This window comes from Mesorhizobium mediterraneum (genome assembly GCF_002284565.1).
GTDB classification, from domain to species: Bacteria; Pseudomonadota; Alphaproteobacteria; order Rhizobiales; family Rhizobiaceae; genus Mesorhizobium; species Mesorhizobium mediterraneum.
In genome coordinates this window covers 1-12,721 of the sequence record NZ_NPKI01000048.1, presented here as the reverse complement: position 1 = coordinate 12,721, position 12,721 = coordinate 1, and the positions used below count along the sequence as shown (strand labels likewise).

Annotated in this window: 13 protein-coding genes and 2 pseudogenes; 6 read left to right on the top strand and 9 right to left on the bottom strand. The window is 60.0% G+C overall.

What is annotated here, in order from left to right; genetic code table 11:
- Positions 1-217: 217 nt before the first annotated feature.
- From CIT25_RS33190 to CIT25_RS33175, 4 genes are all read right to left on the bottom strand, one after another.
- The gene (locus tag CIT25_RS33190) at positions 218-793 is read right to left on the bottom strand and encodes a dihydrofolate reductase family protein (protein ID WP_095489353.1); all 576 of its coding nucleotides are present in this window, start codon (positions 791-793) and stop codon (positions 218-220) included.
- 130 nt (positions 794-923) lie between these two features.
- Entirely contained in the window at positions 924-1,448 is a 525-nt protein-coding gene (locus CIT25_RS33185; protein WP_095489352.1) for an SRPBCC family protein, read from the bottom strand.
- Between the two features lie 5 nt (positions 1,449-1,453).
- On the bottom strand, positions 1,454-1,843 hold the full coding sequence (locus CIT25_RS33180; protein ID WP_095489336.1) for an ArsR/SmtB family transcription factor: 390 nt from the start codon (positions 1,841-1,843) through the stop codon (positions 1,454-1,456).
- Between the two features lie 150 nt (positions 1,844-1,993).
- Positions 1,994-2,629 carry an ankyrin repeat domain-containing protein gene (locus tag CIT25_RS33175; RefSeq protein ID WP_095489335.1) on the bottom strand — a complete coding sequence of 212 codons (636 nt, stop codon included), beginning with the start codon at positions 2,627-2,629 and terminating at the stop codon, positions 1,994-1,996.
- Between the two features lie 128 nt (positions 2,630-2,757).
- On the opposite strand from CIT25_RS33175, the gene CIT25_RS33170 reads away from it, so the two are divergent.
- Positions 2,758-3,327 carry a histidine phosphatase family protein gene (locus CIT25_RS33170; RefSeq protein ID WP_095489334.1) on the top strand — a complete coding sequence of 190 codons (570 nt, stop codon included), beginning with the start codon at positions 2,758-2,760 and terminating at the stop codon, positions 3,325-3,327.
- Positions 3,328-3,414: 87 nt separating this feature from the next.
- Positions 3,415-3,807 carry a VOC family protein gene (locus CIT25_RS33165; RefSeq protein WP_095489333.1) on the top strand — a complete coding sequence of 131 codons (393 nt, stop codon included), beginning with the start codon at positions 3,415-3,417 and terminating at the stop codon, positions 3,805-3,807.
- A gap of 46 nt (positions 3,808-3,853) precedes the next feature.
- Here the strand turns inward: CIT25_RS33165 and CIT25_RS33160 are convergent, their stop codons facing one another.
- Positions 3,854-4,177 (bottom strand): c-type cytochrome, encoded by a 324-nt coding sequence (locus CIT25_RS33160; protein ID WP_095489332.1) that lies wholly within the window; start codon positions 4,175-4,177, stop codon positions 3,854-3,856.
- A 68-nt stretch (positions 4,178-4,245) separates the two neighbouring features.
- Positions 4,246-5,471: pseudogene (locus tag CIT25_RS33155) on the bottom strand (PQQ-dependent sugar dehydrogenase).
- Between the two features lie 400 nt (positions 5,472-5,871).
- Between CIT25_RS33155 and CIT25_RS33150 the strand changes: the two are divergent.
- Positions 5,872-6,882 carry an Lnb N-terminal periplasmic domain-containing protein gene (locus CIT25_RS33150; protein WP_095489331.1) on the top strand — a complete coding sequence of 337 codons (1,011 nt, stop codon included), beginning with the start codon at positions 5,872-5,874 and terminating at the stop codon, positions 6,880-6,882.
- Between the two features lie 116 nt (positions 6,883-6,998).
- The gene (locus CIT25_RS33145; RefSeq protein ID WP_095489351.1) at positions 6,999-7,853 is read left to right on the top strand and encodes an aldo/keto reductase; all 855 of its coding nucleotides are present in this window, start codon (positions 6,999-7,001) and stop codon (positions 7,851-7,853) included.
- A gap of 123 nt (positions 7,854-7,976) precedes the next feature.
- Here CIT25_RS33145 and CIT25_RS33140 read toward each other — a convergent pair whose 3' ends face one another.
- The 3 genes from CIT25_RS33140 to CIT25_RS33130 form a co-directional block, all read right to left on the bottom strand.
- A complete protein-coding gene (locus tag CIT25_RS33140) occupies positions 7,977-8,282 on the bottom strand; it encodes a hypothetical protein (RefSeq protein ID WP_023799134.1) in 306 nt (101 codons plus the stop codon).
- 145 nt (positions 8,283-8,427) lie between these two features.
- The gene (locus CIT25_RS33135) at positions 8,428-9,234 is read right to left on the bottom strand and encodes a class I SAM-dependent methyltransferase (RefSeq protein WP_095489330.1); all 807 of its coding nucleotides are present in this window, start codon (positions 9,232-9,234) and stop codon (positions 8,428-8,430) included.
- Between the two features lie 210 nt (positions 9,235-9,444).
- Complete coding sequence (locus CIT25_RS33130; protein ID WP_095489350.1) at positions 9,445-9,633, bottom strand: hypothetical protein; 189 nt, start codon at positions 9,631-9,633, stop codon at positions 9,445-9,447.
- 567 nt (positions 9,634-10,200) lie between these two features.
- Here CIT25_RS33130 and CIT25_RS33125 point away from each other — a divergent pair.
- Positions 10,201-10,848, top strand: coding sequence for a response regulator transcription factor (locus CIT25_RS33125; protein ID WP_095489329.1), 648 nt, complete (start codon positions 10,201-10,203; stop codon positions 10,846-10,848).
- Positions 10,849-11,183: 335 nt separating this feature from the next.
- A pseudogene (locus CIT25_RS33120) lies at positions 11,184-12,721 on the top strand (DUF5801 repeats-in-toxin domain-containing protein); the annotation flags it as partial.

The window sequence follows — 12,721 nt, the reverse complement described above, 5'->3', positions numbered from 1 at the left end:
GTCGCACGCTCCAGCTCCTCCCCTGCATTCACCTGTTCATAGTACAGGCCGACGCAGGAAAGGCCAACACCCTTGGTGGATGCAATGGGGCAAGCTCCGCGATGGTGCGGATTGTGTCATGATTGGACCTTGCCGACGCGAAGCTCGCCCCGACCCTTTGCGGTCGTTCAGTTGCACCTGCGCCTCAGCGCTGCGAAGTCTGCGAAGACCGGCTGAGTTAGCCAATTCCATAGACCAGGCTCACGCGCCCATCCGAAAGCTGCCCGACCTTCCGCAATTCGAGCCCACGACGATTTTGCGTCGTCGCAAACAGCGCCTTCCCGTCGCCGACGAGCAGCGGATAGACGATCAGCCGCAGTTCATCCACCAGCCCAGCATCGATGAGGCTCGCGGTCATTCGGGCGCCGCCCATGAGATAGATGTCCTTGCCGGGCTGCTGCTTGAGGGCAGCGATGTCCTCGAAGGTGCGCACGAAGCGCGTCTTTGGCCACAGCGCCGAAGTCATCGTGTTCGACAGCACATAATGCGGGGTCTGTTCGGCAAAGCGGGCCCATTCGAGCTCGGCCGGCGTCGGCGATTTGCCGGTCATCGGCAGCGGCTTGTCCGGCTCGTTCTGTATCGCGGTCCAATAGCGCTCGTAGCCGGCATACATGGCGCTCCCGAGCAGACAGGCGTCGATTTGCGGCATCAGGCCGTATTCCTCCGACCATGCGTCGACCCAATCCGCGTATCCCTCGGGTCCCTCCATCTTGCCGTCGAGGGAAATCTTCATTCCGGTGATCAATTTGCGCATGACTTCCTCCATCGGGCTTGCGAAATGCAAGCACGTCTCATCGTCGGTTCGTTGCTGGTGTGCGAGCTTTCCAGGGGCGGATGCCGGTGGAGGCTCGGCGGTGACTTCAGGGCTGGCCGACGCGATCGTGTCAGGCCGGCAGGCGGCGGTCGTATTCTTCGCGCAGGCGGCTCCAGCCATCCCAAAACGAGGTCGGCGTCTTGCCCGCGAGGCGGGCGGCCAGCATGTCGAGGTGCATGTGCCAGCCGGCGGTGACGTTGAGCTGGGTTGCGCGTTCCGGCAGCCGGCGATGGATGACGGTGAGCAGCACATCATTGCCCTCCGGCTCCAGCAAGAAGGAAACTCCGCCGGTGTTTCCCCAGGTGATCGCGAGCTTGCGCGGCGCATCGAGTTCGGTAATGCGGCCCTCCATCCGATGCTCTTCGGGAAAACCTGCGGGGCGCTGGCCAGGCGGATCGGTCAGCTCGTCGTTACGCCAGACGAGCTCGAACGACGTGCCGGCCTTCATTTCCATCTGGCCCGCAGCCATCCACTGCCGGCGCAAGTCACTCTCGGTGAGATAAGCCCAGACGCGCTCGATAGGACCGGGCAAAAGGCGTTGAATGGTGAACGTGGCGGGCTCGGTCAGCTCGCCATAGGCTTCGATGCTTTTCATCTGGTTCACTGGTCGTCTCCTTCTTTTGAGTTGGGCGATTTCTTGGAACGATCCTGGGCTTTGCGTGCGTCCTCCTCGCGAAGGAGGCGTTCGAGAACGTCGAGACGGCTGGTCCAGAAGCGCTCGTAGAAGCCCAGCCACTGATGGGCGCTGGCCAGCGGTCCGGGTTCGAGCCGGCAGACATGCGTCCGGCCCCTCACCTCTCGGCGGATAAGCCCTGCGTTCTCCAGCGCCTTGATGTGCTTGGAGGCGGCGGCAAGTGACATGGCGAAGGGTTGCGCCAACTGGGTCACCGTTCGCTCGCCGCCGGCGAGATCGCGAAGCATGTGCCGGCGGGTGGCGTCGCCAAGCGCGTGAAAGACCGAGTCCATCTGGGGTGTCTCTAATTCAACCATGTAGTTGAATATAGACGCGCGCTTTCAGACAGTCAACCATTTGGTTGAATGATTTTGGAAGAGGGCTCCACAGGCGACCTGCGGCGATCGAGGACTCGGCTAGCGCAAGACCACGGACAGGGTCACTGCGGCGGAAGCGGAGCGAAACCTTCACTTGCCTTCGAAGAAAGTATGAATCGAGGTTTCCAGCTTTTCGATGAGTTGAGGGTTATGGCAGCTTCCAGCCCAGATCAGGGCGTTCAGTCTCATATCCTTGTTGAGAAAGTTCACTTTCCGAGAATCAAGCAGGTATCCCGCGACGTCGTAGTGCCGTCCCTTGATAGCCTCGATAAGCGCGTTGTTTCTTCCGGTCTTATCACTCAGATTCACGTCGGCGCCATTCTCGACAAGCAGCTTAACGACATCCAGATGCCCGTTCTTTGCTGCTTCGATAAGGGCCGTCCTGCCGTAGTATTCGGCTCTTGCATTGATCTCTATTTCGGGATGTTTCACGAGAGCTAGAATGGATGCGTAGTGGCCCTTGGCCGAAGCGAGGCTCAAAGGCGTGCTCTTCCATGTGTTTCTGGAGTTCACATCGACAGTTGGGTGTTCGATCAACGCCTCGACCGCCGCGGTGCGGGCGTTGAGGGCTGCGAGATGAAGTGCTGACCAGCCGCCGCCGTCCGCCTCGTTGATATTGGCGCCGGCCGCCAACTCCGCTCGAACAGCCTCCGCATCGCCCCGTTCTGCCGCGAGCAGCAGATTCGACCAACCTCTCGTCCCTTCGGCTTCCAAGTTCTCGGTCAATGCAGTCGCCTCTCCGAATGCTCCCGCAGAATATCATTGTTCCGGTTCGGCCGACATCCATCGAATGACAGGCTTCCAGCGAAAAGCCTTCTCATTCGACAGCCCTATCGGATAAGGTGAGAAGCAAGATGCGAATTGGACGTCGGCGATTTCTGGTCCTGTCGCTCGGAGCGGCTGCCTTCGGCAAGGCACAAGCCTCCGAGCCACTTTGGGCAGCCCTGCGATCCGGAAAAGCTATCGCCTTGTTGCGCCATGCTGCCGCCCCGGGCTCCGGCGATTCCCCTGGCTTCAGGCTCGGTGATTGCAGCACACAGCGGAATCTGTCGGCAGAAGGTCGTGCGCAGTCCCGCGCGATCGGCGACCTGTTCCGTGCAAATGGTATCTCGTCGGCAGCCGTCTATTCGAGCCAGTGGTGTCGTTGCCTCGACACTGCTCGCCTGCTCGGTTTGGGCAAAGTTGTGCCTCTTGAGTTGCTCAATTCGTTCTTCGGCGACAGTGCGGCCGCAAAGGAGCACACCGCTGCCCTTTCGGCCTGGCTCCGCGGGCAGCGTTTCGGTGGACCAGCCGTTCTTGTCACGCATCAGGTCAACATCACCGGCTTGACCGGCGAGGTGCCGGATAGCGGCGAAATGATCATCGCCCGTATTCATGAAGCTGGCCCCGTGCAGGTCATCGGGCATGTTGCCACGCCAGCTTGAGCATCATGCCCTTCGACCCCATCTCGTGCAGCGTCGCTTCAGTCGTGGAACAACGACGCGCGAGAAGAGATCAAAGGGAGTGATGGCATGGCTATCGATTTCAACCACACGATACTGTCGGCCCGCGACAGCGAGGCGTCGGCAAAATTCCTGGCGGAAATGCTCGGCCTTCCAGCCCCGAGGCGCTGGGGACCTTTCCAGATGGTCACGACCGAAAACGGTGCCAACCTCGACTACATGGATACCTCAGGCGAAATCACGCCGCAGCATTATGCGTTCCTGGTCAGCGAAGCCGAATTCGACGCGATATTCGGTAGGATTCGTGAACGGGCGCTCCCCTACTGGGCTGACCCTGGCCGGGCGCAGCTGGGCCAGATCAATCACCACGACGGCGGCCGCGGTGTTTATTTCGAGGACCCGAACGGTCACCTTCTCGAGATCATTACCCGTCAATACGGCAGCGGCGGATGGAACCCGTGATCGCTCGGTGACGTAGCCAGGCGGCGGACGCTCTGCGAGCCTGGTCTCATGGCGGAACCTGAACGGTGATCTTGATCGATGAGTAATAAGCGGCGACATCAGCTATATCCTCATCGCTCAAGCCCTTGGTCACGACAGTCATCTGCTCGTTCTTGCGCTCGCCCGCCTTGAAGGCCATCAACGCCTTGACCAGATAAGCCTCCTTTTGCCCTGCTATGTTCGGCGCCTCGGGCAGCTTGGCGATGCCATCCTTGCCATGGCAAACCTGGCACTTCAGCATGACCTTTCTGCCCGAAGCGGCATCACCTCCGGCCTCCGCAAGAGACGAACAGGCAAAGAGCGCAGCCAGACTTACGATCAAACTCCGCACCCCGGACTCCTATATCAATAGGGAAATGAGCCAGGCAGCGGCAGAAGTCCGCCGCCTGGTTAAGTCGTTTAATCGCCGTAGGAAATCCGCCAGACGGCCCCTGCTAAATCGTCGGACACCAGCAGCGAACCGTCGATGAGCATCTGAACATCGACAGGACGGCCGAGATACTCGCCATTCTCGCTCAGCCAGCCGTCAGCGAATACTTCAGTTTTGCCCGCCGTGCCGTCCTCCTTGAGCGAGGTGAACATTACCCGAGCGCCCACCGGCTCCACGCGGTTCCAGGAACCGTGCTGGGTTGAGAAGATGCCGCCCCGGTATTTTTCGGGAACTGCTTGCCGGTATAGAACGACAGCCCGAGATCGGCCGCGTGCGCTTCCTGCTCGACCTCTGGGAAGATCACGCCTTCGGGCACTTTGGCGTCCTTGTACTCAACCGTACGGGTCTTGCCGCCGCCATACCAGGGGAAGCCAAAATTCTGGTCCGGCCCGGTAACATGATTCATTTCACCCGGGGGGATGGTGTCGCCCATGCCGTCGACCTGATTGTCGTTCACCCAAAGTGTCTTGTCCTTTGGATTGAAATCCAGGCCGAGAGGATTGCGCATTCCGCGCGCATAAATTTTGCGGTCGGTACCGTCCTGCTTCATGCTTATGACGCCGCCGATGCCCAGTTTCTCGAATTCCGGGAGCAGTTCGGGCGCTGGCACATTGAAGGGCTGGCCGATGGTAATATAGATGCGGTTATCGGGTCCGACGCGGCAGGTTCGGGCCGTGTGATTGTAGCTCTCGTCGGAGGCGGGTATCAGCTCGCCTTGCTTCACGATGGCGAAAGCCGCGACATCGGGACCTTCATAAAAAAACTCGGCGCCCGGGAACCACAATACGCGGTTCTGCTCGACGAGATAGAGGTGGCCATCTCTGGAGAAACAAACGCCGTTCGGGACTGTCATTTTGATTGAGGGTGCAAAGACCTTCACATCATCGGCGACGCGATCCTTGTCGCGGTCGGTCATGGAATAGACCAGCTCTTTGCGGGTACCGACGAACGTCACCACGCCCTGTGGCCCTACGGCCATATGACGCGCGTCGGGAACGATGGCATAGAGATTGACCTTGAAGCCATCAGGGACTTTGACCTTCGCTGCAATGGCTTTGAGGGCTTCGGCGTTTTCCCCGGTCTGCGGGATCGGCTCCATCATCGGTGTGCCGGTAGTCTTGAAGCCGCCAAGTTTCTCGAGATTTTTGTCCTGCGCAAAGGCGGACGTCACGCAAAAGGCGGCAGCGCATGACAAAACGAAAGCGAGTTTCTTGATCACGATATCCTCCCACGTGGCCAGCTTCGCGGCATCTGTGGCAGCCAGATACAACGTTGCGGGCGGTTGCTTTTGTGCGAAACTTCCAGCGCCGAGCATAATCGGCCGGTCGGACTTAACGACCGAAAGCGTTGCCTAACTCAACCCACCTGACAGTCACTTGGGACTGCGTTGGTTGCCGCCACATCATACCATGTTGGCCCGCCGGGTACCAATGATGAACGGCTAGCTGGTCGCGACTCGGGGTGGGCGCCGAGTTGGAGTATCAGACCGATTGTGCTCCAATATGGACATATGGAGTTGCCTTCGAACGTCCCGTGAGAAATGGCATCCAGGCAATGACAGGCCGCCGGAGGGCAGCCCGCCAGAGGGGGAATGAATGCGTCGCATCGCTAGGATCTCGCTTGCGATCATCCTTTCGCTAGCCGTCGCAATCTTGACTGCCTGGGTCGGACTTGCCATGTGGTATCGCCTGCCCGTGGCCGAGCTTGGACGGGCTGTGGCCGGTGTCCTTTTCATCTTGTTCGGCCTCGCCACCGTCATCGCGCTCTTCAGCCGGTTTCGTATCAGGGCGTTTGTCCTGTTTGTGGCTGCGTTTGCTGTGGTTCTGGTCTGGTGGAGCACCATCAGACCTTTCGATCACGCGGACTGGGCGCCCGATGTCGCCCGTCAGGTGACCGGCACCCGCGACGGGAATCTGTTGACGCTGACGGACGTGCGCGACTTCGAATGGCGTAGCGACACTGATTTCACCGAACGCTGGACAACGCGGACCTACGACCTCTCCAACATTCAGACGGTCGACCTCTTCATGTCTTATTGGTCCGGGACGAAAATCGCCCATGTCATCATAAGCTTCGGCTTTGCAGGAGGTGACTACCTTGCCTGGTCGATTGAGGTGCGGCGCCGTGCAGGCGGCAAGTTTTCACCCATGGCAGACCTGTTCAAGAGCAATCCCCTGGTCATTATTGCGGCTGATGAGCGAGACGTCGTCGGCGTCAGGTCAAACGTTCGTGGAGAGGACGTCCAAATCTATCGGCTAAAAGTGTCACCGGACGCGGCCCGGGCGCTCTTGCTGGAATACGTCCTGGACGCAAATGCACTTTCCACGACGCCGGAGTTCTATAATTCCATCACGACGAACTGCACGACCACGATCGTCAAGATGATGCGAGCCGTCGGTGACGTGGTCCCTCTTGACTGGCGCCTGATCGTTAATGGCTATCTTCCAGAATATGCGTATGCACGGGGCGCGCTCGATAGCCGCTTGCCGATGTCGGTTTTGAGGGAGTTGGCCCACATTGACGGCCGTGCGCGGGAGTCAGGCCTTTCGCCGGACTTTTCGAGATTGATCCGGATTGGCGTGCCATCTCCCGGTCCAATTTATTGATCTCCAGGACCGTGTCACGGAGCACTTCTACTTTCTCCGCCTGTCGACTGGCCTTGGCGGGCACCGAGCCTAGATAAGCACTGCGCTGGGGCGAAAGGATGCAGAAGGACCTGAGCATGCCTGAACAGATTACCCTGAGTAAACCTGAACAGATCACGTTGAACGATGGCTCAGCCATTCCCCAGATCGGCCTTGGCGTGTGGCAGGTCGATCCAGCCATCACGAGCCAAGTGGTGAGTTGGGGAATCGAGGCCGGCTACAGGTTGATCGACACCGCCGAAGGCTACCGGAACGAGGAAGGCGTCGGGCAGGCGATCCGCAAGGCTGGCGTGCCGAGAGGCGAGTTGTTCATCACCTCCAAGCTGCGCAACGGCGCGCATCAGCGTGACGCCGCCCTTCGGGCTTTCGACGAGACGATGAGCAAGCTCGGGATCGAAAAGATCGACCTGTTTCTGATCCACTGGCCAGTGCCCAGCCAGGATAAATATGTCGAGGCGTGGAAGACCCTGATCGAACTCAGGCAATCCGGCCGAATCAAGTCGATCGGCGTTTCGAATTTTAACCAGGACCATCTGGAGCGGATCATCGGCGAGACCGGGGTCACGCCCTCGGTCAACCAGATCGAGCTTCATCCCCGGTTTCAACAGCGCGGCATCAGAGATTTTCATAGCACGCACGACATCCGCATCGAAAGCTGGAGCCCGCTGGGCAGCGGCCGGCTATTGAGCGACCCGACCCTTGAAAAGCTCGCCGGAAAACATCGCAAGTCCGTGGCGCAGGTGATCATCAGATGGCACCTTCAGGAAGGGCTGATCGTCATTCCAAAGTCGGTCCACCAGAACCGGATCGCCGCCAATTTCGATGTCTTCGATTTCGAGCTGGACGCGGCAGACCTTGCGCTCATTCGAGGCATGGACTCATCAGACGGTCGCACCGGGCCGAACCCCACCACGGCTGCGTTCCTGTTCTGAGGGAGCCGACGGCGAAGCTGCCAATCTCCCCCCTCGTGGGGGAGATGCCAAGTTGGCAAAGAGGGCAGGACAGAGGGGGGCGCTGTCCCGCCGGCCCGTTGAAATTAGCCCTTCCCGCTCACCTCATATCCCCGATCCATCCAGCAGCGGGACATCTTCTTCGTCCCAGGGGCTCGGCAATGAACCCTTGCTCAGATTGGCTGTCGGCAGCGGCATCCAGCATTTCAGCTCGGGTTCGGCGTATTCAACCACGCGTCCTGGAGACGAGTCGGACGCGCGCCAGCCCTCGCTGCCGAACTGGTCGGCTCGAGACCAGTAAGCCAGGTCGACTTCCGCCGGCCCCTGTTCGGAGGGCCGAACCGTGACCAGGATTCGGCTGCCATCCCTTGGCGCGCTTGACATGTGACGCCACCGATCGGGCTCGTCCATCGTATCTCCTCCTGACGCCGGCATGACGACCTCGGCCGTCCAGACGAATAGTCGCTTCACGTGCAAAGCCGGTCAACCCGAACTTTGCGCAGGACAGGCTATAGTTGGCGGCCTGTCGGTCTGTCGCGACGTGGGCTCGCTGTCATCAGCGAACCTTGGCCTTGACCGCCCAGGCTCTCGTTTTCAGGGGAATCGACCCGTCCTCGCCGCGCGGCAGACTCTCACGGAGCCTCTCCATCAATTTCTGGCGAGCTGCGGGGGCGAGGCTCATGCAATAGCCGGGTGCGGGTCCCGCACCCAGGGTGAAGGGGTGCCAGTAGTCGTCAAAATCCTTGAATACGGCCGGCATTTCAAGCCGGGTGGAGTCGACGGAAACCAGACCGGCCTTCCTGGCGAGATCGGTCAATCCGTCTTGTGTGCAGAACGGAAAGCGCCTGTCCTCGGTAAGGTCGACAGCGCCGGGGTCGAGCGCCGCCGCAGCGGTCCAGAAGGCCCGCATGAATTCCACCCCGCCACCAGGATAATCCCAGACATAGAACCCAATCGTCGCGTCGCGGCGGGCCACCCGCCCCATCTCCGCGAGCGCCTTTTCCTTGTCGGGGATGAAGTTGAGAACAAGCGCCGACACGACCATGTCCTTGCTGCCGGATTCCATGGCCAGGGCCTGCGCATCGCCTGCGAGAAACTCGACGCGTTTGTCCGGCACGTTTGCCCGCGCCTTGGCGAGAAAACCCTCCGATGGATCTATGGACACCAAGCTCCTGGCGTTGCAGCGCGCCAGGATGGCTGCCGACAGCGCCCCGGTTCCGCAACCCACCTCCAGCCAATCCAGCCCCTCCGCTGGATCGAGCCAGTCCAGGAACAGTGGAGCGATCTGACGGCTCCATCGCCCCATATAGAGGTCGTAGCTATCCCCCGCCTGCCAGGCGTCGTGACGCGTTGCCTCAGCCATCGCCGTCTCCTCCCCGAGATAATTTCAGAGCATTGGTCGGCGGCAAGAATACGCCCGCCTCTCTCGCAGGAACAGAGGCACAAGAGTGCGGCCCGAACTCGAAATGTAGAGCAGATCGGACGCTGGACCTCTCCGATCCCGAGGGAAATCGCCTGCCGACGCAGGCGATCGGTCGGCTGGTTCCGTGCGGCTCTCTGGACCGCTCGCCGACTATCGCCGCGTTGCCGTTCTGGGAAATTCCACCACGTCTGCGGGCGGACGCTTGTACTGGGCCGCGACAATTGCATCGATCAAAATATCCAGAGCCGCACGAGCCATGCTGCTCGTCTCGTCATCGCCGCGCAAATAGTGGCAGGCTCGTTCAAGATGGAGGTGGGCGGCGGCAAAGTCGCTAGTCATGGATTCTCCTTTTGCCCGCCGTCCGACAAGGATGGCCATCTCGACTTACCCGAAGGCAAATATCCACAAGCGGATTTGAATCAAATTTGGCCGGTTAACCAGATCTTCAGCAACCCAAGGCGACCTTGCTGTGCGGACACGTGTTGAGCTCCGCCTCAGGCAACAGACCCGCTCCGGGGACCGGGGCGGGTTTTTGCTTGAATGTCGCCTGGGCAGAACTTGACATGGCGCGACGGCTGGAAGTCCGCCATTCGTCCAGGTTGGGCCAACCGGAGCAAGCATGCCTGACGTGGAAACCAGCCGCTACGCGCGCGCTCTCTTTCGCCCGACACCAGCAGATCGACGAGGGCGCGCACCCGGTCGGCCTAAAGCGCGCCGCATCAGCCGTGGTATCGATGCTACACATGCGTGCCAGGCTAGGGCAGCCGGGCCCGGCATGGCCCTAGCCTGGGTTACTGTTATAGCTACAGGTATATTAGTGATTTCTTGACAATCGCTTGGAGCTCTGCTTTCCTTGATTCATTGATAATTAAGTAAGTCGTGCGTTTTTTTGGGGACGGTGTTCGCATGTCAACCTTGGTTGTTGCGGACCCGCGGGGAGTCTATCTCGCCGGTCTGGAGTGGGTTCTGCGGAAGGCTGGCCACAGCGTTGTGGCAAACTGCCATCGCATAATTGACGTTGTCCCGCATGTGGAGCGCCATCGGCCTGATATTGTCGTCATAGGCGTGGACATCGCCAGTCAGCAGACGGCCAGTCTCTCCTCTCGACTGAGAACTATGAACAGCGCGCTGGGCATAATTTTCATCCTGCAACCAAACGGCGGGTTCGGCGTCAAGGACATACAGGAGCTCGACGCCGACGGCTTGCTGCTGGACGGCATCAGCCATAGCTATCTTGTCGAATGCGTAAATGTCGTGGCGGCCGGTCGAAAATGGGTCGACAACAACATCCTCCAGCATCTGTTGATGCCGATATCTCAGCATCATCCCGAGCCGAGGCTTACAGGACGTGAGGCCGAAGTCGCCAGCCTCGTCGTGCGCGGGTTCCGCAACAAGAACATCGCCGAGCAGCTGCACGTATCCGAGGGCACGGTGAAAATGCACTTGCACCACGTCTACGAAAAGCTCCACCTCAGCAGCAGGGCTGAATTGGCCTGGGCGACGTTTGACAAAGCTGCCGATCACCCGGGGACAAGTCACAAGAGCGGGCTTTGACCATCACCTTCGGCCAAGCGTCGAGGCCGCTGCGTCAACATGATATCGGCCACAGGCCGGAAACCCACAGCATATCGATCGCCCGTTACACCAACGCGGTCATCCGCAAGCGCCTGTCGGCGCTCGATAAATCGAAGGATGTATATCGTTCGATCAGGGTGCGGTTATTCACCACAATACTATCGAACCGAGAATGGACGCGTCCTCTCCATCGGCGACACAATAGGTTCGAGGGCTGCAATTCAGGACGCGACCGATGCACTCGGGTAGGTGCAATTCCGGCGTCTGGGGGTGGATCCCTTTTTCTTGAAGCGTTTTAACCAAGGAGAATCTCCATGGCAATCGACATCGTAGCTCAAGACATCATCATCGACGAGACCACCGGTCTTCAGGTCGAGGACGATGATGTTAACCCGTTGGATTCGCCGCACAGCACCGATCCCACGCTGCAATATCTCCTAGGTCTCGACGATGCGGGCGGGCTGACCTCACCGGAGGTCGCCTTCCAGACCGACTTCGTGGTCGCCTCGGCGAGTGCAGGGGAAACCATCACCTCGGTCGTTCTCTCCCAGAACCTCAATGGAACCCCGTTTTCCACCACCGTCGGCGTGAACAGCGACATTCAGACGGTCGATGGCAATTATGTCTGGCTGTTCCAAGACCCAACTCATGCAAACGTCGTGATCGGCGTCATCGGTACCTCTGACGGGACCGTCGCGCCCGACCCAACCGGTCCGCTCGCCTTCTCGCTTGGGCTGAACAGCACCAGCAACACCAATGCGAACCTGTACACGGTCCAGTATGTGCCGTTGCTCCATCCGGACGAGAGCAACCCGGACGACCGCATCGATCTGACTGACAGGGTGTTCGCCTCTGTCACGGGGACCACCGTGGTCAATTTCGGCCAGCTTGGTGACGCCCCTCCTGGACACAACAATTGGTATATCCTCGACGCCGACGTAGCGAGCCCGCAGAAGATTCTTGTCACGGCTCACGACAATGGCGTGCAAGCTGAAGTCAACATCAGCACGCAAGGCTTAGGTGTCGCATCTCAAGACGTGCGCTTTGGCCGTGAGCTCCAGATCGACCTGATCAGCGGCGGCACCCAGAGCGCGGGTAAGGACTTTACCAACACGCCAACCGCGCCTGACTACGACGCCCACATCGAGAACGTCTCCGGCGCGGGTTTCTCGGTCTCGCAGTCGACGCCGACCAACACCGTGGCTGACGTCGAGATCCACGCCTATAATAATGACGACAACGCGGAAGGCGCTAATCTCCCCGGTGATGACAACGATACGGAGATCAATATCACCGGAGTGACTTTCAAACTGAACGGCGTCGCAACAACAGCCGCGGCCCTGGGCATCACGGTTGATCTCAGCGGCACTGGACTGATCCTTCAGGATGTCGGCGAGGGCGTGACGGTCGACTTCACGACCGCAGGCGGGGCTGGCGGAACCTTTGACCGCTTCACCATCAAGAATATCGACACCGAGAAAGACTATTTCGATGTCAAGGAGGTGCACTTTTCTGGTGCTGTAGCCAACGCCCACAACGAACAGGTCGGCTCCTTCATCAACTTCGACGATGACGGGCCGACACTCTCGATCACGGCCGCGCCGACGGTTGGCGCCGCCGAGGTGGTCGAGGCGAGCGGGGTTGGCGGGCAGAGCCAGGCGACGATCACGCCGCCGACCTTCACGGCGAGCGCGGTCGACGGCTTCACAACCAATGTGACCTACGCGCTGGCCCTGGCGGGCGGGACGGCGACCGGGCTGCTGACGACGGCGGGCAACCATGCGATCACGCTAGTGGCCGACTCGGCCAGCCAGATCTCGGGCCAGTATGACAGCGACGGCAACAACACGCT